The sequence below is a fragment of the Halopseudomonas pelagia genome (assembly GCF_009497895.1).
Lineage (GTDB): Bacteria > Pseudomonadota > Gammaproteobacteria > Pseudomonadales > Pseudomonadaceae > Halopseudomonas > Halopseudomonas pelagia_A.
This window is the reverse complement of record NZ_CP033116.1, coordinates 2,888,574-2,910,079: the sequence shown is the minus strand read 5'-3', so window position 1 is coordinate 2,910,079 and position 21,506 is coordinate 2,888,574. Positions and strand designations below refer to the sequence as shown.

The following is a 21,506-nucleotide window of genomic DNA, read 5'->3' as shown; positions in this document are numbered from 1 at the left end:
CTACAAGCTGATATTACTCCAGGGAGCACATAATGAAGCGCATTCGATTATTACCTTCAATTCTCATGTCCGCCACGCTGGCTGTCGCCACACCAGCGGTGCTGGCCGCCGACAATCCCGCAGCAGGCTCCAACAGCCCACGTCCTTCAGCAGGGCAGCCTACGGGGCAGCAGGGCACAGCGGCCAGTACCGGGAGCTCAATGCGTAGCACTCCGCGCACCAGCCCGAGTAGTAATAATGATGGTGGTTACAGCAATGACTCCACCGTGCACCGCACGGGGCAGGAGAAACGGACTAATGCCGACGGGAGTGATTTCGAGACGGGGCAGGATGACGGACCGGATAACACTACTTATCCAGGAGACTGATTCGAATTCAGCGCCGGGCATTAGACTGCCCGGCGCTGCGTCAATCAGCGATGACAGTTTACTTGCGAACAAAGGTCATGAACGCGCCAGCGGCAAGGGCGGCAGCACCGCCAATGATCATGAACATGGTCCCGTCAGTAAAACGACCAGTGAAGGTTTCAGTTACCTGGTCACCCAGTGACTGGGACGACTGAAAGCCAAACACCAACAGCAACACACCTACTACCAGTAATACGATCCCGAGTGGTTTCATAGCATCTCCTTGTTATCTTCTTATTGTTCCGCACTGCCAGAGTAATCCCCTCTACAGTACAAAATCCAGTTTTGCGCTTGTCAGGTCGGCATCGTCAAAAGCTGACAGAACGCGCATAAAACTGACCTCCGGTTTTGCCCGCAGTTCCAGAGCCTCGCCCGTAACCGGGTGGGTAAAGGCCATGGCTGTGGCGGCCAGCATCAACCGGCCTTGGTCAAACCGCAGAGCAAAATAATGATTGTGTTTGGTCCGCCCATAATTGGTGTCGCCAATAATAGGGTGGCTGATGTGCTGCATATGCCGACGCAATTGGTGTTTGCGCCCGGTTGCCGGGTGCAAGGCGACCAGGCTGTAGCGGCTGACCGGGTAGCCCTCTATCGCCACCGGAATTTCCGTGGTCGCCAGCCGGTGGTAATGGGTAAGCGCCTCGCGAATCGGCTGCGGCTCATCCTTGCAGCGCTTGTCCGTCGGGTGTTCGCGCAGCGGGTGGTCAATCACACCTTCTTCTTGCGGCCAGCCGCGCACCATCGCCAGGTAGGTCTTGCGCACTTCACCGGCCATCAGCGCTTTGCCGAGGATGCTCGCCGTGCCTGGGTCGCGGGCAAAGACCAGTAGGCCTGAGGTGGGCCGGTCCAGCCGATGTACGGGGTAGACATGCTCTCCGCCATTCAATGCCCGCGCGTACTGCAGCGCAAACTCGGTTTCATGCCGGTCGATCGGGCTGCGGTGTACCAGCAGGCCTGCGGGCTTGTGAACCGCCAGCAACCATTGGTCGCGGTAGATCTCGGTCAGCGGATTGGCAGCATGAGCAGGGCAGGGTGCGGGCAGATCTGGATCGGACACTGGAGCTCCTGAGAAGGCTGCTGTTTGCCGTATTTATGCGGCCAGATGGGCTTTATACCAGTTAGCGAAGGCACCGCAGTACCAGTAACTGCTGCAGGCGCAACATTATCCGGCGATGCTGGCCATTTTCGCTGCTTATTCTTTGGCCAAATCCAGCCACAATCCTGTATAGTAGCGGCCTATTTCCAACCCGGCTTATGCAGAGAGCGCTATGACTGACCTTAATCTTTACAGAAACATCGGTATCTTCGCCCACGTTGATGCTGGCAAGACCACCACAACCGAGCGTATCCTCAAGCTGACCGGGCGTATTCACAAACTCGGCGAAGTTCACGAAGGCGAATCCACCACCGACTTCATGGAACAGGAAGCCGAGCGCGGTATTACCATTCAGTCAGCGGCCGTTAGCTGCTTCTGGAAAGGCCACCGCTTCAACGTCATCGACACCCCCGGTCACGTTGACTTCACCGTAGAAGTTTATCGTTCGCTGAAAGTACTCGACGGCGGCATCGGCGTATTCTGTGGTTCTGGCGGTGTTGAGCCCCAGTCAGAAACCAACTGGCGTTACGCGAACGACTCGAAAGTATCCCGTCTGATCTTCGTCAACAAGCTGGACCGTATCGGTGCCGACTTCCTGCGTGTAACCGCTCAGGTCGAAAAAGTACTGGGCGCCAAGCCGCTGATCATGACTCTGCCCATCGGCCGTGAAGACACCTTCTCCGGCGTTGTCGATCTGCTGACCCGTAAAGCCTACATCTGGGACGAAACCGGGCAGCCAGAGAATTACACCATCACTGACGTACCAGCCGATATGGTTGACGACGTAGAGACCTACCGCGACCGTATGGTCGAAGGCGCTCTGGAGATGGACGACGAGCTGTTGATGGCCTACATGGAAGGCGAAGAAGCTTCCATTGAAGACATTCAGCGTTGCATTCGTAAAGGTACTCTGGAACTGGCATTCTTCCCGACTTACTGTGGTTCTGCGTTCAAGAACAAAGGCATGCAGCTATTGCTGGACGCCGTTGTCGATTACCTGCCTGCGCCACACGAAGTTAACCCGCAGCCGCTGACCGACGAAGAAGGCAACGCCAATGGCGAATACGCTATCGTCTCCGCTGAAGAGCCCTTCCGCGCGTTGGCGTTCAAGATCATGGATGACCGTTTCGGCGCCCTGACCTTCGTTCGTATCTACTCCGGTACCTTGAGCAAGGGTGACACCATCCTCAACTCGTTTACCGGCAAATCCGAGCGTGTCGGCCGTATGGTTGAGATGCAGGCCAACGAGCGTAACGAACTGAGTTTCGCTACCGCGGGCGACATTATCGCCATCGTCGGCATGAAGAACGTGCAGACCGGTCACACCCTGTGTGATCCCAAGCACCCTTGTACTCTGGAAGCGATGGTATTCCCTGAGCCCGTTATCTCCATCTCGGTTACCCCGAAAGACAAGGGTTCCACTGAGAAGATGGGCGTTGCTATCGGCAAGATGGTTGCTGAAGATCCTACCTTCCGCGTTGAAACCGATATCGATTCCGGCGAAACCATCCTGCGCGGCATGGGCGAACTGCACCTGGACATCAAGGTCGACATCCTGCGTCGCACCTACGGTGTTGATCTGCTGGTTGGTCAGCCACAGGTTGCCTACCGCGAAACTATCACCAAGGATGTGGAAGACAGCTACACGCACAAGAAGCAGTCTGGTGGTTCCGGTCAGTACGGTAAGATCGACTACGTCATCAAGCCCGGCGAGCCGAACACTGGCTTCACCTTCAAGTCCACTGTTACTGGCGGCAACGTTCCCAAGGAATTCTTCCCGGCCATCGAGAAGGGCTTTGCCTCGATGATGGGCATCGGTCCTCTGGCTGGCTTCCCTGTACTGGACGTTGTAGTCGAGCTGAAAGACGGTGGCTTCCACGCCGTTGACTCCTCGGCCATCGCGTTTGAAATCGCGGCCAAGGGTGCCTTCCGTCAAACCATGCCAAAAGCGGGTCCACAGCTGCTGGAGCCAATGATGAAGGTTGACGTTTATGCGCCGGAAGATCACGTAGGTGATGTGATCGGTGACCTGAACCGTCGTCGCGGCATCATCCTGGGTCAGGAAATCAGCGCCACTGGCGTACGCGTCAAGGCCGATGTTCCGCTGGCAGAAATGTTCGGCTACATCAGCACCTTGCGTACCATGACTTCAGGCCGTGGTCAGTTCTCGATGGAGTTTGCTCACTATGCGCCTTGCCCGGCGAACGTGGCTGAAACTGTAATTGCCAAAGAGAAAGAGAAGAAAGCTGCCAAGGCCTAAGTTGTCCTTGCAGTGAAAAAACCCCGCCAGTGCAAGCTGGCGGGGTTTTTTATTGCCGTTATTACAACATCTGCTACTAATTGATCAGCCTGGTTGACAGCTGCCAGCAAGCCAGTTGGTGTAATCTCGAACTTCAACTTTCCCGTCAGCTGACCACCTGTTCCCAGGAGTAAAGGTATGGCAACGCCGTCACAACATGATCTTCGCAAGGATTTGCGGGCCTTAATGGCCAGTAATCGCTGTTATTACACGGCTTCGACTTTCGACCCGATGTCCGCACGCATCGCTGCGGATATCGGTTTCGAGGTAGGTATTCTCGGCGGCTCGGTAGCGTCACTGCAGGTGCTGGCGGCGCCGGATTTCGCTTTGATCACCTTGAGTGAGTTCACCGAGCAGGCCACGCGTATCGGTCGGGTCGCGCGACTGCCGATCATCGCCGATGCCGACCACGGCTACGGCAATGCCTTGAACGTGATGCGCACGGTGACCGAGCTTGAGCGGGCAGGGGTGGCGGCGCTGACGATCGAAGACACGCTGCTGCCAGCCAAATACGGCCACAAATCCACCGATCTGATTTCCCTGGAAGAGGCCGTCGGCAAGATAGAAGCTGCCTTGGACGCGCGTATTGACCCGGTGATGTCGATTTTTGCCCGCACCAACGCGGGTCAGCTGAGCATTGAGGACACCATTGCCCGGGTCAAAGCTTATCAGGCTGCCGGTGCCGACGGCATCTGTGTGGTGGGTATCCGCGATTTCGAGCATCTGGAACAGATCAGCCAGCATGTTTCCATCCCACTGATGCTGGTCGCTTACGACAACCCCGAGCTGCGCGATCGCGAGCGCCTGGCAGCCAATGGCGTGCGCATTGTGGTAAATGGCCACGCTGCCTACTTCGCCGCAATCAAGGCCACCTACGACTGCCTGCGCGCGCAGCGCGGCATTGCCGAGGGCACCCTGACTGCGTCTGAGCTATCGACCAAATATTCCACGCTCGAAGAAAACCGCGAATGGGCAGTCCGGTTTATGGATGTGCATGATTAAACCGGGTCATCAGGTGCCGACCCGGTGAACACTAGATTGCCACGCCACTGCCGTTCTTGCGATTTTTGGCTAGACGCCAGGTCAATACGATTGCTAATAGAATGAAAGCCAGCGCAATGGGACGATCAAGTAAATAGCCCAGATTGCCGTCAGCGAGCAAGACGCTCTGTCTGATGTTCAGCTCGAACATCGGGCCAAGGATGAAGCCTATGATGAAAGTGACGAAGGAAAAATCCAGCGTGCGCATCATGAACCCGAGCGCGGCAAAGCCGATCACCAACCAGGCGCTGAAAAAGTTGCTGGAAATGATGATACCGGTGACGGACAGCAACACCACACAGGGCAGCACGATCTGCAACGGCATGCGGATGACCTTGGCGAACAGGCGCAAGGTGAACAGACCAAAAAACAAGTTGCACAAAGTACCAATTACCATCGCGCCGAAAATGCCGTAGATCAGCCGGGTATGGTCCGTGAACAATTGCGGGCCAGGAGTAATGCCATGGATGACAAACCCACCCAATATCAGCGCTGCGGCCAGGTTGCCTGGAATCCCGATAGATAACAGCGGGATGAAACTGGCGCCGGTAACTGCTGTATTGGCAGATTCAGTGGCGGCCACACCGCGGATATCGCCCTTGCCAAAATCATCCGGGTTTTTGGCTGAACGCTTCGCTGCTGCATAGCTGATAAAGGCGGCGGCAGTGGAGCCTGGGCCAGGGATGGCGCCAATCAGTACGCCTATGCCACTGGATCTGAGAATGGTAGGCCCAATATGCCGGAAGTCGCTCCAGCCGAATCGGTTGTTTTTCGCCTCTCCCAGGCCAGCATTTGTGGCGGTGTTGGTCATGGCGTTCCTATACAGGATCGCCTGGCGAAAGATTTCTCCCAACGCCAGGATGCCTATACCAACTGCGCTGATCGACAAGCCATCCATCAGCTCCGGTATGCCGAAAGACATACGTTCTCCGGCGGTTTCAGGGTCAGTGCCGACCATGCTCAGGAGCATCCCGAAGGCGGCAGCGATGAGCCCTTTGAGTACAGAGTTGCCGACCAAGGCGCCAAGTACAACAAAGGCAACAAGAACCACCGAAGCCGTCTCCAATGGCCCCATTTTCATGGCTACATAGGCCAGCGGCACCGATACCAGAAACAGCACCAGGTCACCGATCGCATCTCCGCTGACCGAAGACACGTGGCTGGTTTTGAGCGCCTTTAGCCCCTGGCCCCGCAGTGCCATGGGGTAGCCGTCGAAGGTCGTCGCGGTCGACTCAGGTGAGCCAGGTGTATTCATCAGAATGGCCGCTACCGAGCCACCCAGAGTGCCGCCTTTGTTGATACCGATCAAAAAGCCAATTGCGGTAATCGGGCTCAAATAAAAGGTAAAAGGCACTGCGATGGTTAGCGCCACAAGCGCGCTGACGCCCGGTGCAGCTGCGAATGCCTGGCCGATCAGAACGCCAGCAGCCACGTACAGCATGTTGGTTAATGTGAAGGCGTCGGAGAGCCCCAATAGAATTTCATGCATGATTTGAATTCCTTGTTAGTTCAGAGGGGTTCCCAGTACAACGCCAAACAACAGCCACATCAGTAGCGGCCATATCACCGCCGTAGGCACAATCCAGCTGATCCTTCGCTCACCCATCGCCAGCATGAAGGCGGCTACAAGCACCATGGCACCTACCAGATAACCAACCAGGCTCATCAGCAACAAGCCCAGCGCCATCACTCCCATGAACAGAAGCAGCGGGAGGAGGGTGGAACGGCTCAAGTCAATTCTGTTTTGTTCCATCTCAGAATTACGCAGCCGGCTGAAGAACAGCAGCGCGCCAAGTGCGGTAATGGCGCCGAGACACAGGTACGGGAAAAACTGGGGAGAAAGACCAAATCCGAATCCGGAGCCAATATGGTTTGGCACCAGATAGAAGATGCCGATCAGACCGGCGACGGTAATCGTCAGGCCAGCCCAAAGGTTAAGATTTCGTTCAAGCATGGTTACACCTGTTGTTGTCAGTACAGTTCGTCTGCGGCCTGGCGATAAGCCTCGGAACCATTTTGGATAAATTCTTCAAGCTCCTCGGCGGTCAAAACGATATTGGGAAAGCCCATGCGTTTTTCTGCGAGCATCGCCACGTTCTCAGCCTTGCTGGCGCGATATAACGCCGTAGACAAACGCTCGAGAATCTTCGGTGGAATGCCCTTTGGCGCGGCGAGCATAAAATAGCTGGTGTAATCGACGGGGTAGCCAAGTTCCGTGATCGACGGCTGCTTCGGTGAAGTGCGCAGGCGGGTCTTGTTAAGCGAGGCGATCACCTTGATCTTGCCGTTGCCGAGGAAAGACTGATGCACGCCAGCACTCCAGGCAATATCGATGTGGCCACCAATCAGATTGTTCATGGTTTCCAGACCGCCGCGCATGGGAATGATCCGAATGCGTATGCCTTCTTTCTCCGCGACCATATTGATAAACAGGCGGGTGATCGGGGAGATCGAACCATAAGTAAGGCCATGCTCACGGCCGTAGGCGATCATTTCTTCCCAGGTGGAGAAGGGTGCATTGCCGCTGGCAACCAGGGCGTTTTGAAGCTCGCTGACAGTGGTCAGATAGCTGAAGTCGTCAGGCGTGTAGCGCAAGTCAGTCAGCCATGGCATACCGTCAAAGGCTGCGTTCGCCGCCAGGCCAATGGTGTAGCCGTCAGCCGGCGCGAACTTGAGGCTGGTGGCCATCACGATTCCACCGCCGCCAGCAATATTTCTGACCACTACTGGCTGCTCAAGCTCGTTCTGTAGCTCACGTGCGACCAGCCGCGCCAGGGTATCTGCGCCACCACCAGGGCTGAATCCGACCAGCAGGTTGATCGGTTTGGTTGGCCAGTCCGAATCAGCCTGGGCTGGCGTAGTTATCAATGCTGCAAGCAGCAGCGCTAACAGCAACTGAAGCGGACGGGCATTCCCGCGTCGGGCGAGGGCAGGGGGCATGAAAATCACCTTCATCATCATTGTTTTTGGAGGTAGTTCAGATTGCGAAAACAGCTATCAAGGCCAGGGCACTGACGCCGATGCCAACACTCATTACTGGCAAAATTGAAGGATGACCCTGCTCAGCTATGAGCATGTCCCTCTGGCGTTGAAAACGACGACGTTGCCCGCAGTACAGTGCGAGAGATAACAGCAGCGGCAACAGGGCCATGAATAATGCGCTGGCATGATGCAGATCCAGCCAGTGCAGCGTCAGGCCGGCAAACACGCCCAAGCCAATCTGGGTTCTCACCCAGGCCAACAGGGTACGTTCTACCTGCAGGCCGGTATCTGTTACCACACTCATGTAAGGCTCCAGAACACCAGGGCACTTATCACGCCCATGGAGGCCACGGCCAGGGTCAGCAGGGGAACCAGCTGCGATACCTTCAAAGGCTGGCGGTGCCGCAATGCACGTTCGACCTTGAGCCAGCGCCAGCATGCGCCTGCGCTCAGGGTGGCACTGAGACTGATCAACATGGTCGCCAACCAGGTGCGTAGTACTGGCTCAAGCAAATTGACAGTGAAAGCTTCCACGGCAACACCTCCGCCCAGCAATGCCAGGGCAGTGCGTATCCAGGCCAGGAAGGTGCGTTCATTGGCTAACGTGAAACGGGGGTCGGGCGCTTCTCCGTCGCTCAAGCTCAAATGGCTGAACGATTGGCGCAGGAGTCTAAGGCTAGAGGTCATCACTGGCTCCTATCTTTCCAGCATTCACGAGCATTTCCCTGTATTGGTTGTTGTTTGCAGGCGATCCTACAGGCACAGGTTAATAGCCTGCCAATACAACAAGTTGATGGTGGGTATTCTGGATTGGTATAGGGTGCGTGCAGCTCATATTGCTAACCTGGGTCGAGTGAGAACGTTAATGTGAAACTCAGTGCGGTCGGTGGGGCAATTGGCCGTGCACTGCGCTGACCAAATTGTTAAACGTGGCCGCCGAACCGATAGCACTGGTGTCGACACGGTCCTCGGCGCTAGCGCTGGATGCCCGTTTGGCTCGGTCCGGCGTGGTTGCGAGCTGAACAATGACCAGCTCACGCTTAGGGTTTATGTAGATTTTTTGGCCAAAGCGGCCGCTGGCCTCAATAGAGTTGTCGCCGTCGTTTTTCTGAAACCAATAGTTTCGATATGAGTAGCCTGGACGCCCAGCCGCCAGGTTTCCGCCTGCGAAGACGGCAGGGTCGCCTGGATCGGCAAGGCTGTGTACAGCCTGGTTGAAGCTATCTTCGGATTTCTCTCTGTTGAGTTCCAGGCGCACCAATTCGGCGAAACGCGCTGTGTCTCGCAGATTGGAACTGATCCCACCGCTGGCCATTTCGGTCCCCAGCTGATCTATTTGAACGTACGCGTCTTCTTCCGCGAAGCGTGACCAGATGCGTTTCTCCACCAATTCCGCCCAACTTTTTCCGGAAATGCGTCGCAAGGCCCAAGCCAGGGCTTCGGGCGAGCCGTTCTGATAAAAGAATCGCGCTTGTTGACCACTGTCCCCGTCCGAATATGCCATTTTCAGAAAACTATATATGTCTTCTGGCATGCCAGGTCGGCGCGGTATCAGACCTGTTGCCGCGAACAGGCCCAGATCCGGTGGCACGTTTTCTGGATATGCTACTGGTACCATCATATCGAGGTTGAAGCGCACGCTGCTCTCGCCAAAGGGGGTGCCTTCAAGTTCAGGCACGTAACTTGCCAATCGTGCCTGCGGGTCGAGTTTACCCTCAGCTATGAATTGAGCGGCCAGCAGGCCGGTAACCGACTTGGTCATTGAAGCCCAGATGTGCGGCTGGCGCTCACTGAAACCATCCAGGTAACGCTCATAAACCACCTGTCCCCGGTGCATTACGATCAGGCCGTTCGTCATGGATTCCTGCAGGTAGCGGTTGAGCGTAATAGGTTCCTCTGCAACCTTGAATGTCATTCCGTCCAGATCTATAGGCGGACCGGCAGGCAAAGACATAGGCGTTTTTGCTCTCGCTAGATTGCGGGTGGGAGAAAGCTCACGGGCGTGAGTCATGGACCAGCGCAGGTATGGCGGTATGAATGCGTTGGCTTTGGTCACCCGGCGCTCCGGGTCAGGTGGGAAACCTTGCATAATGCTGGAGCTCTCGGCTTCAGTGCTTGCGTCTGCCGGTTGGATTGCTGAACAAGTCAGCAGAGCGACACCCAGCAGCATGCTCAGGGCGCTTAGCGGGCCTGACAATTTTGGATGGCGGCTTGGAGTCATTGTTGTTTTCCTGTTATTGAAAACTGACGGGGGCAAAGGATCGCCGTAATGCGCCAATCGCAAACCTTTGATCCCCCGGGGTTTGCGAAGCATCTGGCCAGGTGCGTTGACGAGGACTGCAATGTGCGACGGCGACAGCGGATAGTGCTCGCGCCGGGCAGGAACCTACTGCTCAGCGCACACCCCTGCTGCGCAATGCCCCTGGAGAGTAATCAGAGGTGCTGGCGCGGTAGTCGAAGCGGTAGGCTTCACGCTGCTCGTTGGTCAGGTTTACCGCCAGGTAACGGCCGTTCTGCAGGTCGTGGATTACGTCGGCGGCGCTCAGCAGCGCTTGCTGCGCATATTGATAATAGGTGTGGCTCTCAGCGATCCGCCAGAGTTCGCCACGGGTGTCGTAGTGATCAGCTTCGATGATGGCCCAGCTATCTTCATCAATATAGAAACGGCGCTGTGAATAAATATGACGTTGGCCGTCCTTCAGCGTGGCAACCACTTCCCAGACCCGGTGACGCTCATAGCGGGTATGGTCTGCTGCCAGATGGCCTGGCTGAACCAGCTCTTGGTAACTGACCTCGGGCGAAGCCAGACGGTAGCTGTTGTAGGGGATCAACAGCTCTTTTTTGCCGATCAGCTTCCATTCATAGCGATCCGGTGCGCCGTTGTACATGTCTAGTCCGTCGGCAGTGCGCAGGCCGGCAGTGGCTGGACCGGCTGCATCGTAGGCAATGCTTGGTGCTCGGCGCACGCGGCGTTGACCAGCAGTGTAAAGCCAGGTGCGGCGCGGACTTGCTACCTGATCAATCGTTTCGTGGACTAGAAGAACCGAGCCTGCCTGACGAGCCGGTGCGGTGATCTTGTGGCTGTAGTAAAACAATACTTCTGCCGCATCCTCAGGTTTGAAGTCGGTGGTCTCCGTCACCGGAGTAGAGCGCGCTTCTATGGTGGTAATTACATAGTCGCCATTGGGCTGGGGCGCAACGCTGTCCGTTGTGCTCAGCTTGCTTCCTCCGCGGTAACGGGTCAGGTGGTTCCAGACGACTTCCGCGCCATTGCGTGGGATCGGGAACGCGATATTGCCTTGGAAGTCGGCCAGACCGTTGCCATCGTTCACCAGGTTGGTGTGAGTGGCGTTGCGCGCTGCTTCCGCGGCCACCTTGTCAGGGATGCCAACACTGCGGTGGGTCGGATAGACCGGCAGGCGATAGCTGTCTGGGTAACGATTTAGCAACGCGACCTGGCCGTCGGTCAGCAGTTCGCGGTACCGCTCGTAGTTGCTGGCATCAACGGTGAATAGCGGCTGCTCATCGGCGAATACATCGCTCGGCGTGCCGTTGGCCAGCATGGTGCCGACGTCTTTTGGCAAGCCGCCGGCCCAGACCGGGATGCTGCCATCCGCATTACCGGCGCGCTCGGCACCGATCGGCGTCAGGTCTTGGCCGAGGTTAGCGGCTTCTTCAGCAGAGACAGCAGCTTGGGTTGCTGGAGCAAGCATTGCGACGCTCAGCAGGCTGAGGGAAAAAAAACGAGTATATTGGTTCATCAGGTTGCTCCGAATCAGAAGGTGACGCCAACGCTCAAGGCAACAAAATCACGGTCGCCTTTAGTGCCGTAGTCACCGTCGAAATAATTGGTGTAAGAGAGGTTGGCACTGTAGGTGCGATTGAATTCCGCCCCCAGGCCAAGGCTGATGGCGGTGGAGCCTTCACTGAAAGCGGATGCTACGTTAGGGCCGTAGCCCTCGACATCGTGGGACCAGGAGACGCTGGGTTTCAGGTCCACACCGGCCAGTGCGTTGGCATAGTTCCAGATACCGCGGGCGCGATAGCCCCATGAAAAGTCGGTAACGAAGCCTTCGTCGTTACAGTGTTCGGGTGTCTCGGAGTTGGCCAAGCAAATGCTGTTGTCAGCCAGCTCGCCCTGTCCGAAGGTGCTGCTGCGGTCATAACGCGGTCCGAAGCGACCCTCCAGCCCGCCCACGAAGGTGGCGCCGGCCTCACCGACCAACACGAATTGATCTGCACCCATTACCTGACTGAACGAGTGTGTGGCGGTCATCTGTAGCTGGGTGACTTCCTTGCGACGATAACCATTGGAGCTGGCGCCGTTGATGCTGGGGATGGCGCCGCTGCTGACCAGCGGTGAGCGGCTTGGGTCGTTCAGCGCCGCCTGGGTCATGTCGGTGCCATTGAACTGCAATGGCAGGTTGGGTCGGTAGCTGATCTCGCCCTGCAGCGCAGTACCGGTACTGAGGTTGGTGGCGAAGGTCAGTCCGTAAAGCTGGATGTCTTCCGGATAGTCGACGTAATAGCCGGAGGTGCCCAATCGGAGCGCCCCAGTCAAGGCGCCGAGATTGACGCCCCCGGTCATGTAAGGGCTGTTGATCACGCTGCTATAGGGCATGCGGCTGTGATAGTTGGCAAAATAGGCACCAAATTCAGTGTCCAGCGGCTCGAAGAACCAGCGCATGGCGAGACCCCACTGGCCGTCATTTCGGGCGTCGTTGTCACCGCCCCGCTTGACCTGGATTCCCTGGGGATCCAGGTTGACGCCATAGGTAGAGAGTAGGGCTATTGCGGCTGCGTTACCCGACAGATCAGGGCCGACGAAACGAGCGTCACAACCTTCGGGAATCGAGTCGTTGCCGCTCATGAAGGCGCCGCAGTTATCCAGCTTGGTCTGCTCCCAGTCGAGCTGATAGAAGCCCTCTACCGAAACGTTGTCGGTGATGTTCTGGATGCTGTAGAGCATGTTGACCGGCACCAGTCCTTCCTTGACCTCCGAGCCGGGGCGACGCAGAGCACTGAGATCAAAAGGATTGATCACATTAAGGCCGCCCTGAATAAAGGTGCTTTCGCCCCAATTGACTACTTGCTTGCCAAGGCGCAGGGTACCTGGCTGACCGCCCAGGTCGTAGTTGTGGTAGACGAACGCATCGAGCAGCTCGATGCCGGCTGATTTCATTGAGGTCTTGCGGCCGGCGTCTTCGATGTCGATAAAGCGCTGGCTTTCATCACGCACGGCGTAGTCGTACCAGTAGCTGCCGCGAAGAAATACGCCACTGTCGCCGTAGCGTAGTTCCAGATCGTGGGTTCCCTTGAACAGCTTGGAGTAGATATCGCCCGCGCGGTAGTTGCGGCGACCATCGTCGGCGCTGGCGCCCCGCATCAGGTCTTCGTCGGGGTTCTGAGTCGAGATGCTCATGCCCAGACTCAACGCAGAGGTCAGTTGACCATCAATCTCGCCCCACTGGAAACTGGATGCATTGGCTGCCGGAGCTGCAATACAGGCGACAGAAATAAGCAGCAGGCGAAAGGGGGGCATAGCGCCCGTTCTATTGTTGAACACGTTGAACCTCTTTTTATTATAAGTAGGTTTTATGGAGTATTTATGCTTGTTCGTGATGGTACTCATACTAAGTGGAGGAAAAATGGCTCACAAATACAGTATTTCGATATACTCCATGCCGTTTTGATATGTCAGTAACGGAGCTGTCATGACCCTGAAACAACTGCGTTACCTGATCGCTATCGCCGAGGCGGGCAGTTTCTCTGCAGCTGCGCGCAATGCTTACATCGCTCAGCCGGCACTCAGCCGCCAGATCGGCATGCTTGAAGAGGAGTTGGAGATGCGTCTGCTGCAGCGGCAGCACGACGGTGTGGTGTTGACGGACGCAGGTCGGCGCCTTTACGAGGTCGCTCGCTCGGTAGTGCAAAAGATCGACTCGGTTAAAGACGAGCTGGTGTCCACCAAGGGCGATCCAAAGGGCCAGGTATCAATTGCGGTGCCGGTGGCGGCCTCGGCATTGCTGTTGCCGCAAATCATCATGCAGGCACGTGAGAAGTTTCCGGGTATCGATCTGCAGGTTCGTGATGGGTTAAGTAGTGAGGCTGGGCAGGCTATAGAACTTGGCAAGGTGGACTTTGGCGTAGTGCCGAATGCTGAGGAGCTGGAGCACGTGCGTGCGGAGCCGGTATTGATAGAGGAGCTGTGCTGGTACGGCCGGGTTGAAACCGCCACCCAGGGCGACACCATCAGTTTTGCCGAGGCGGCCGCTACTCCGTTAGTAATGGGACCACGCCTGCTGCATCTGCGTCGGCGTGTCGAACAGGTGGCCATGGAGCAGGGGATAACGCTGAACATCCGCTATGAACAGCATTCCGCCCAAGGCATAAGTAGCCTGGTAAGAAGCGGGCTGGCAGCGACCATCACCAGTTGGCCGGCGCTGGAGGAGCAATTTCATCCGCAGGCGCGGCGCATTGTCGAGCCAAGCATCCGGCGAACAGTCTCCATTGCCTATTCAGTGCACCGACCATTGACCTTCGCAGCCTCCTGTATGCGAGACCTGGTGCGCAATATTCTCATTGAGTTGGCCCAATCGGGCCGGTGGCACGGTGAACCAGTACACCCCAGTCCGGCGCTAGACGACTAGGCTATCGCAGGCGCCGGAACAGCAGGCAGGCGCGTCAGGGCATGAGGATGCCCTTGGCAATGGTATTACGCTGGATCTCGCTGGTACCGGTCAGTATGCGCATCATGCGGCTGGCGCGGAACAACAGTTCAACCGGATGGCCCTGAATCAAACCAGCGCCGCCATGCACCTGGACCGCGCGATCGATAATGCGGAAACTGGTCTCTGAAACGAACAGCTTGCACATTGATGCCTGGGTGCGAATGTCCCCGCCAGCGTCGTACTGGGCTGCGGTGGCATAGACCAGACTGCGGGCGGCGGCCAATTCGGTCGCCATATCGGCAATCATGTGATTAACCGCCTGGAACGCCGCGATCGGTTTGCCGAACTGCGAGCGTGAGCGTGCGTGCTGCATGCTCAGTTCCAATGCCAGTCCGGCCATACCGAGCATGGTGGGACAGTGCAGCAGCCTGTTCAGCGTAATCCGCCCCATGGCCAGTTTGAATCCTGCGCCTTCGCTACCAATCAGGTTAGCTACGGGTACGTTAACGTCCTCAAGGAAGATATCGCCGTGGCTGCCCTTGCCAGACATCACTCCGTAATCAGAATCTACCCTGACGCCTGGCGAATTCAGATCCACGTAGAACGCGGAGATGCCCGCTGCCTCGCCGTCGCGCTTGGTCTGCGCGAGCAGAATGGCCGTATCTGCGTATGAAGCGCCAGAAATGTAGCGCTTGCTACCATTAAGTCGGTAATGGTCGCCCTGCAGCTCAGCGGTGGTTTTCAACGCCGAGGCGTCCGAGCCGGCGTCGGCTTCCGTGAGCGCAAAGCAGACAGATCTGTCTGCCCTGCAAATGGGCCGCAGAAACTCTTCAACTTGATATTCACTGGCGACCTTGAACAGATGGCCAATGCGTGGTGGCCCGCTGAGTTCGCCGAGAATGTGCGGCGCCAGCATCGTGCCGCTAAGTACCGTGGCTTCCTTGATTGCACATAGATCCACCACGTTCAGGCCGGCGCCGCCCAGCTCTTCAGGCAGCATGACGTTATAAAAGCCGAGCTCGCAGGAGCGTTTCCAGACTTCTCGCAATAGAGTTTTGTTTGGGCCATCGCCCCAGCGCAGGCCCTCACGCTGCTCCAACGGCTTTATTTCTTCATCGACAAAGGCATTGATCTGCGCGATCAACGCGTTGGCTTTTTCACTGGGTTGAATCATGTAGTACTCCCGAAGTCAGATTTGGCGCTCGGCTTTTTGCCAATAGGAGTCACGCACCAGACGGCGCACCACCTTGCCGTTGGGGTTTTTGGGTAGTTCGCTGACAAAGTCCACGCTTCGCGGTTTCTTGAATCCGGCCAGGTGTTCAGCGCAGTACTGGATAATCTCCTCGGCACTGATCTGCTGCTCAGGCTTGAGCACTACAACCGCCTTGATCGCCTCACCCCATTGCTCGTCAGGCACACCCACCACGGCCGCTTCAAAAATCTGCGGCAGTCTGTAGAGCACCTGTTCAACCTCGGTTGGGTATACGTTAAAGCCACCTGAGATGATCATTTCCTTTTTCCGATCAACGATGAAGATGTAGCCAAGCTCATCAACCGTCGCCAGGTCACCAGTTAGGTAATAACCGTCCTTCATCACCTCGGCCGTCAGTTCCGGTGCCTGCCAATAGCCCTGCATGATGTCGTCGCCCTTGGCAACGATCTCGCCAATTTCGCCTGGCTGTACGTCCTCAAACTGCTCGTTAACCACGCGTAAATCGGTGTCGAAATAACAGCGTCCGCATGAGGCGAGGCGCTTTTCATCGCCTTTGAGGCTTCTGATATGGTCGCTCTCGGTCAGTACGCTGACCAGCGAACAGGTTTCGCCAGCACCGTAACCCTGGGCGAGAATCGGGCCGAAAACGTCCATCGCACGTTTCACCAGAGTTGGCGCCATGGGCGCCGCACCGTACAGCACCAGATTCAGGCTGCTGAGGTCGAATTGTTCTACACGGGGATAATTCACCAGCCGGTTTATCATTGCCGGCACCAGGAAGAGTCGATTAACCCGTTCGCTCTGAATAGTCTCCAGCAAACGGCGGTCATCGTACTGTTCAATCAGCAGATTGCAGGCGCCTACCGACAGCAGCGGCATGATCTGCATGCCGCTGGCATGCGTGACAGGGCCAACATGGGCCATGACGTCACCTGGCTGCGCCCGGCGGGTAGGGCTGTTACCGCTTTTGCGAATCAATGCCTTGCGATTACCGAAACTGAGCATCGCCGCTTTTAATACGCCTGAACTGCCGGAGGTGTAGTGCAGTACCGCCAGCTGGTCGTCAGCAGGGTCCGTGTGAACAGGCTCAGGACTGCCCATGTCCAGGATGCGCTGGTAACCGACGTCGCCGACGTCCTCGTCCAGACAGATAATCCATTTGAGCAACGGCAGACAGTCACGCTGCTGTTGTAGCGCTCTGGCGAAAGCCGGAATGGTAATGACGGCCTCGCTTCGAGAGTCCTCAAGAACACGCACGATCTCCTCAACTGCCAGCCTGGCATTGATGGGCACCTTGACCATGGCGGCCTTGTAAAACGCGACTTCGGCTTCCACCAATTCGACCCGATTGGGTGCAAGGATCGCAATGTGGGCCCCGCTGTGCAGACCCAGATTGAGCAGCCCAGACGCCAGGCAGTTGGTCCGGTATTCCAGTTCGGCATAGGTGAGGCGTTGACGGGAATCGATCACCGCCTTGTATTCCGGCCAGTATCGAGCGCTCCGGCTTAGTATTTTTCCCAGATTCACGGGGATTCACTCCATCGGTTGTTGTTTGGCGGTATCGTACAAGTGAGGTCGAAAGACCAGCCAATACTACAAATCGATAGTTCTTATGCCGTTTCGGCATAGCAGAGCCGCGGATTGGGTGAGGGCGTTGGAATGGGATGTTACTGATGGCCAGCCAAGTCAGATGAAGCCGAGCAATATGCAACGGTTGTCATCACAAAAATGAACGAACGATCATTCATGTTTAGCATCGTGCTATTTCATTGAATGGTCACTTTCGTACTATGTCTCCAGTGCAAGCCGAAATAAGGGTTTGCCCCTTAGAATAAATCCAATAATGAGGCATATGATGAACAAAAACCTCCCACGTACCAGCAGCGCCTGGCGTCTGGCTGGACTACCTTTGCTGGGTCTGGTCGCGGCGATGAGTGCCGGATGTTTTTCCGGATCCGGCTCCAGCTCTAGCTCCGATGAATCCTCCGATGTCCAGCAGGGCTCTTTCGTCGACAGCCCCGTGGCTGGGCTGCGCTACGAAACCCCCAGCCAGGAGGGCGAGACCAATGAAACCGGGCGCTTTCAGTACCGCGAAGGCGAGATAGTCAGTTTTCACCTGGGTGAGCTGAAACTGGGCGAGGGGATGGGTGAGAGCATCATGACGCCGACCAGTCTGGTGACGGATGCGACCGATTCCAGCGACCCTGCTGTGCTGAATATTTCCCGTCTGCTACAGACGCTCGACGCCGATGGCAACTTGAACAATGGTATTGAGCTGACTGATGCGATCGTTGAACAGACCAACCAGTACCTCGCCGACAATCCCGGTACCAGCATTGATTTTACGGACACCGCCGCGTTTGATTCGGCCCTGGCGTCGCTGCTGGCGGCGTTGAATGAAACAGCGGTTTTCGCTGAGAACGCCGATGGCAAATCGCGCGTCGCCCGCAGTACATTGCAAGCCTGGCAACACCTGCAGGACTCGCTCGATGCTCTGGATGGCCGGGACATCGACTACGATGTGCGGCCAGTGGTGTTTATTCACGGCGGTGCAGGATCCGCTTCCCAGTTCGAGTCACAGGCTCAGCGGTTTATTGCCAACGGCTACCCGCGAGACTATCTGGCGACCTTTGAGTACGACACTTCCGCCATCGACAGCGATGAGTATCTGGCACTGACCGACGCGCGCAATGCCGGTATCGACGCCATCATTGATCAGCTTTTAGCTATCTCCGGCGCGGACAAGGTCGACCTGATGGGGCACTCCAACGGTACCCGCGTTAGTCTTACCTATCTGAGTGATCCGCAACGAGCCGCCAAGGTCGCCAACTACATCAGCATCGATGGCACGCCCGCGGCCAGCCCGCCAGGTGGTGTGCGCACTTTAGCGCTCTGGGGGCAGTACATTGATCGGGAAGTGGTGGGTGCCGAGAACGTTTATCCGCCGGTGGAAGCTCCGGTCGGGCATATCGAAGTCGCTACCTCGGCCAGTTCCTTTGAGCGCATGTATGCATTCTTCAATGCGCAACCTCCCGCCGTCGTTCAAGTGCCCCAGGCGGAGGGCGCAGATGTTTGGGTTGCCGGGCGAGCGAGTATCTTCCCGCGCAATATTGGGGCAGAAGGTGCCGAGCTACGGATCAGTGAAATCAGTCCGGACACCGGCGCGCGTCTGAGTGATACCCCGAGCTACCAAAGGGTCCTGGACAGATCTGGCCAATGGGGTCCTGCGCGCCTGAACAAGGGTGGCAGTTATGAATTTGCGCTGGTTCGTGAAGGTGCCGGTAACGACCATTACTTCTACCGCGAGCCGTTCACCACTGATAGCTACAATGTGCGCTTGAACACTTCATTGCCCGGTAGCGGCGTGGGCGCATTGCTGACGCGCAGCGCAAATCACAGCAACATCGGTATCAGCCGTGACAAGGAGTTCTGGGGTTATCTGGAAGAGGGTAGCGATATCCTGAAAGTGAAGGGTACTAACGTCATTACCGAGCAGACAGCGCCGCTGCTCAAGCGTCTCAGCTCGCTGTTCCTGCATGATCGGGGTGCGGACGGCGTAAGCAATTTGGGCGCGCCAGACCCGGTGCTCAGCCGGATCCCGTTTATCTCCGGGCTGGATATGTATCTGCCGGCTGCGGGCGGGCCAAATGGAGTCATCAGCCTTGAGCTCACTCCGCGCGGGGAAGAGGGCAGTGACACCACGCAGATAGTCAATGTACCCAACTGGCCGTCTGACCAGATCCGCACGATTTCGGTTCATTTCAAGGACTATGTGGACTGACCATCAAATTATCGTGCAATAGAAGGCCGCCACGAAGAGCGGCCTTTTTTATGCGGCACGGGTTCTGATTGATACATAATGAACCTTTGTCTCATGCGCTTTTCTCACCAACAGGACCTATCGTTGTACGCCAGTCGTTCTACCTTTGCAGGAGAGAAATATGAAGAGCTTCACATCATTCGACGGCGTCGAAATATGCTATCGACAGTGGAATAGCAGAGCTAAAGGCGTGCCCGTTATCCTGCAGCATGGTTATATCGCCAATGCCCGGGTGAATTGGGTCCTGCCGGGTATCGTCTTCAGATTGACCATGACGGGCCACCGGGTAATTGCTCTGGATGCGCGCGGCCACGGGCGTTCCGACAAACCGCAGGATGCTGAAGCCTATGGCGAAAGCCGCATGGCGCGGGATGTCTCCTGCCTGATAGACGAGCTCCGGCTGGAAGAAGTGGATCTGGTCGGCTATTCCATGGGCGCGACAGTGGCTTTGCTCGTTGCCGCGCAGGACCAGCGCATTCGCAAATTGGTTATTGGCGGCATCGGCGCCCATACGCTTAGTCTCGGGCGCTCACACAACAGCCAGGTAAAGAAGAAACTCGCTGCAGCCTTGCTAACGCCTAACCGACGGTCAATAAAGCATCCGGCATTACTTGGCTTTCGATTATTCGCCGACTTCATGCGCGCGGATCGCAACGCAATGGCTGCCCAGGCGTTAGCTTTTCATTCCAGGAAAATTCCGTTTGAGCGCATCACTAACCCGACATTGGTAATCGCCGGTCGCAACGACCCGCTGGCGATTCACCCCGAGAAACTTCAGGCCGCACTACCTGATGCACAGCTATGCATTACGCCAGGCAACCACAGCACGGCGCTGATGAGTTTGCAGTTCAAGTCGGCTCTGGTGACGTTTCTCTCCTGAGCTGAGATCAAATGCCTTTTTTAACGTTGGGCGGGTGCATCTACCGCCTCATCAGCGGCAGCAAAAAGTGTTTCAGGCGCGCCCGCGGTTGATAACGCGTTGGCCTGATGCACCGGCAGCACAAGCCCGTGCTGCGGGTCTTCGATAGCCTCAATGGTAATCACCGGTATCGCTGAAGTGGCAGCACCAAATATATTGGCGAAGGACACATCTGCCGCGTCCCTGCCGGTACCGAGGCGTAGTAGCCCCATTGTTGGCGATACACCGCTAGGGTCGAACAGATACCAGCGGCCACTTAAAAATACCTCAACGTAGGCATGGAAATCCGATGGTCCCATCGCAGGGTCCGCGCCGTAATCAATGCCCGAAACAAAGCGCGCAGGCATATTCAGCGCCCGGCATGTGGCAATCATCAAATGGGCAAAGTCGCGGCATACCCCGACATGATCGGTGAGCGTATCCAGCGCCGAGGTGCTGGCACCGGAGCTGCCCGAGGTGAATTTGGTCCTCTTGTTGACCCAGTCCCGGATAGCGACAACACGGTTATACCCGGGGGGCATTTCACCGAACTCGTGGTTCGCCAACGCCTGAAATCGGTCTGACTGACAATACCGGCTGGGGTAGATATAGCAGAACAGATCCATCGGCAGGTCGGCCATCGGCGTCTCTTCCAGGGCGGCAGGCTGAGCCACGGTATGGCAGATCTCGACAACACCGTCATAACGAACTACCAAGGGCCCATTGTTGCCGCGGATCTTCAGCCACCGCGTGCCATCATCCTTTTGCACAAACAAGTGCTGTTCCACCGGTTGGCTGATGGTTACCGTCTCACTCACCACATGCTGGCTTTCCGTCAGAGCAGGATGGATGTTGAACAGGAAATCACATGAATCATCCAGAATGGTATAGCCCAGCTCTATCGAAAACTTTAATCGAACCATGATGGCGTAGTCTCTGTTAATACAGAAAAGTAGGCGGTGTTTAAACGCCGTGCAGCAACTGGCCATCCGTGACTCGGATGGCGCCCTCAGGTGGATAAGGGAGTATAGATAGGACTACGGCATGCGCTGGGTGTTCAAAAGCGTACGGGAATTTAG

General features: G+C 56.7%; 19 protein-coding genes. 6 read left to right on the top strand and 13 right to left on the bottom strand.

The features are described 5' to 3' along the window. Nucleotides 1-32 precede the first annotated feature (32 nt). A complete protein-coding gene (locus EAO82_RS13615; protein ID WP_143520367.1) occupies nt 33-368 on the top strand; it encodes a hypothetical protein in 336 nt (111 codons plus the stop codon). A 58-nt stretch (nt 369-426) separates the two neighbouring features. On the opposite strand, the gene EAO82_RS13610 is transcribed toward EAO82_RS13615, so the two are convergent. Next, nucleotides 427-621 (bottom strand): DUF3185 family protein, encoded by a 195-nt coding sequence (locus tag EAO82_RS13610; RefSeq protein ID WP_096347742.1) that lies wholly within the window; start codon nt 619-621, stop codon nt 427-429. A 51-nt stretch (nt 622-672) separates the two neighbouring features. Further along, complete coding sequence (locus EAO82_RS13605; protein ID WP_218838662.1) at nt 673-1,464, bottom strand: pseudouridine synthase; 792 nt, start codon at nt 1,462-1,464, stop codon at nt 673-675. 211 nt (nt 1,465-1,675) lie between these two features. Between EAO82_RS13605 and fusA the strand changes: the two genes are divergently transcribed. Both fusA and EAO82_RS13595 read left to right on the top strand, forming a co-directional pair. Then, nucleotides 1,676-3,763 carry an elongation factor G gene (fusA, locus tag EAO82_RS13600; protein ID WP_096347743.1) on the top strand — a complete coding sequence of 696 codons (2,088 nt, stop codon included), beginning with the start codon at nt 1,676-1,678 and terminating at the stop codon, nt 3,761-3,763. A gap of 177 nt (nt 3,764-3,940) precedes the next feature. Beyond that, nucleotides 3,941-4,804 (top strand): oxaloacetate decarboxylase, encoded by an 864-nt coding sequence (locus EAO82_RS13595; RefSeq protein WP_096347744.1) that lies wholly within the window; start codon nt 3,941-3,943, stop codon nt 4,802-4,804. Nucleotides 4,805-4,835: 31 nt separating this feature from the next. Here the strand turns inward: EAO82_RS13595 and EAO82_RS13590 are convergent, their stop codons facing one another. The 8 genes from EAO82_RS13590 to EAO82_RS13555 all read right to left on the bottom strand — a co-directional run bounded on the left by EAO82_RS13590 (nt 4,836) and on the right by EAO82_RS13555 (nt 13,367). Next, nucleotides 4,836-6,332, bottom strand: coding sequence for a tripartite tricarboxylate transporter permease (locus EAO82_RS13590; protein WP_096347745.1), 1,497 nt, complete (start codon nt 6,330-6,332; stop codon nt 4,836-4,838). A 15-nt stretch (nt 6,333-6,347) separates the two neighbouring features. After that, nucleotides 6,348-6,797 (bottom strand): tripartite tricarboxylate transporter TctB family protein, encoded by a 450-nt coding sequence (locus EAO82_RS13585; RefSeq protein WP_096347746.1) that lies wholly within the window; start codon nt 6,795-6,797, stop codon nt 6,348-6,350. A 17-nt stretch (nt 6,798-6,814) separates the two neighbouring features. Then, nucleotides 6,815-7,783, bottom strand: coding sequence for a tripartite tricarboxylate transporter substrate binding protein (locus tag EAO82_RS13580; RefSeq protein ID WP_174958876.1), 969 nt, complete (start codon nt 7,781-7,783; stop codon nt 6,815-6,817). A 37-nt stretch (nt 7,784-7,820) separates the two neighbouring features. Next, nucleotides 7,821-8,129 (bottom strand): DUF202 domain-containing protein, encoded by a 309-nt coding sequence (locus tag EAO82_RS13575; protein WP_096347748.1) that lies wholly within the window; start codon nt 8,127-8,129, stop codon nt 7,821-7,823. After that, entirely contained in the window at nt 8,126-8,512 is a 387-nt protein-coding gene (locus EAO82_RS13570; protein WP_096347749.1) for a YidH family protein, read from the bottom strand. The genes EAO82_RS13575 and EAO82_RS13570 overlap by 4 nt, the downstream gene beginning before the upstream one ends. 187 nt (nt 8,513-8,699) lie before the next feature. Beyond that, the gene (locus EAO82_RS13565) at nt 8,700-10,046 is read right to left on the bottom strand and encodes a serine hydrolase domain-containing protein (protein WP_231703209.1); all 1,347 of its coding nucleotides are present in this window, start codon (nt 10,044-10,046) and stop codon (nt 8,700-8,702) included. A gap of 172 nt (nt 10,047-10,218) precedes the next feature. Then, nucleotides 10,219-11,586, bottom strand: coding sequence for a DUF1329 domain-containing protein (locus EAO82_RS13560; RefSeq protein WP_096347750.1), 1,368 nt, complete (start codon nt 11,584-11,586; stop codon nt 10,219-10,221). Nucleotides 11,587-11,600: 14 nt separating this feature from the next. Beyond that, the gene (locus tag EAO82_RS13555; RefSeq protein WP_096347751.1) at nt 11,601-13,367 is read right to left on the bottom strand and encodes a DUF1302 domain-containing protein; all 1,767 of its coding nucleotides are present in this window, start codon (nt 13,365-13,367) and stop codon (nt 11,601-11,603) included. A 172-nt stretch (nt 13,368-13,539) separates the two neighbouring features. Here EAO82_RS13555 and EAO82_RS13550 point away from each other — a divergent pair, with 172 nt between their 5' ends. Continuing rightward, nucleotides 13,540-14,475 carry a LysR family transcriptional regulator gene (locus tag EAO82_RS13550; protein ID WP_096347752.1) on the top strand — a complete coding sequence of 312 codons (936 nt, stop codon included), beginning with the start codon at nt 13,540-13,542 and terminating at the stop codon, nt 14,473-14,475. Nucleotides 14,476-14,509: 34 nt separating this feature from the next. On the opposite strand, the gene EAO82_RS13545 is transcribed toward EAO82_RS13550, so the two are convergent. Both EAO82_RS13545 and EAO82_RS13540 read right to left on the bottom strand, forming a co-directional pair. Beyond that, nucleotides 14,510-15,670, bottom strand: a complete 1,161-nt coding sequence (locus EAO82_RS13545; protein ID WP_096347753.1) for an acyl-CoA dehydrogenase family protein — start codon at nt 15,668-15,670, stop codon at nt 14,510-14,512. A 15-nt stretch (nt 15,671-15,685) separates the two neighbouring features. Next, nucleotides 15,686-17,236, bottom strand: coding sequence for a class I adenylate-forming enzyme family protein (locus EAO82_RS13540; protein ID WP_096347754.1), 1,551 nt, complete (start codon nt 17,234-17,236; stop codon nt 15,686-15,688). 328 nt (nt 17,237-17,564) lie between these two features. On the opposite strand from EAO82_RS13540, the gene EAO82_RS13535 reads away from it, so the two are divergent. Next, complete coding sequence (locus tag EAO82_RS13535; protein WP_174958873.1) at nt 17,565-19,490, top strand: alpha/beta fold hydrolase; 1,926 nt, start codon at nt 17,565-17,567, stop codon at nt 19,488-19,490. Nucleotides 19,491-19,650: 160 nt separating this feature from the next. Then, nucleotides 19,651-20,409 (top strand): alpha/beta fold hydrolase, encoded by a 759-nt coding sequence (locus EAO82_RS13530; protein ID WP_096347756.1) that lies wholly within the window; start codon nt 19,651-19,653, stop codon nt 20,407-20,409. 20 nt (nt 20,410-20,429) lie between these two features. Here EAO82_RS13530 and EAO82_RS13525 read toward each other — a convergent pair whose 3' ends face one another. Beyond that, nucleotides 20,430-21,350, bottom strand: coding sequence for a transglutaminase-like domain-containing protein (locus tag EAO82_RS13525; RefSeq protein WP_096347757.1), 921 nt, complete (start codon nt 21,348-21,350; stop codon nt 20,430-20,432). Nucleotides 21,351-21,506: the final 156 nt, after the last annotated feature.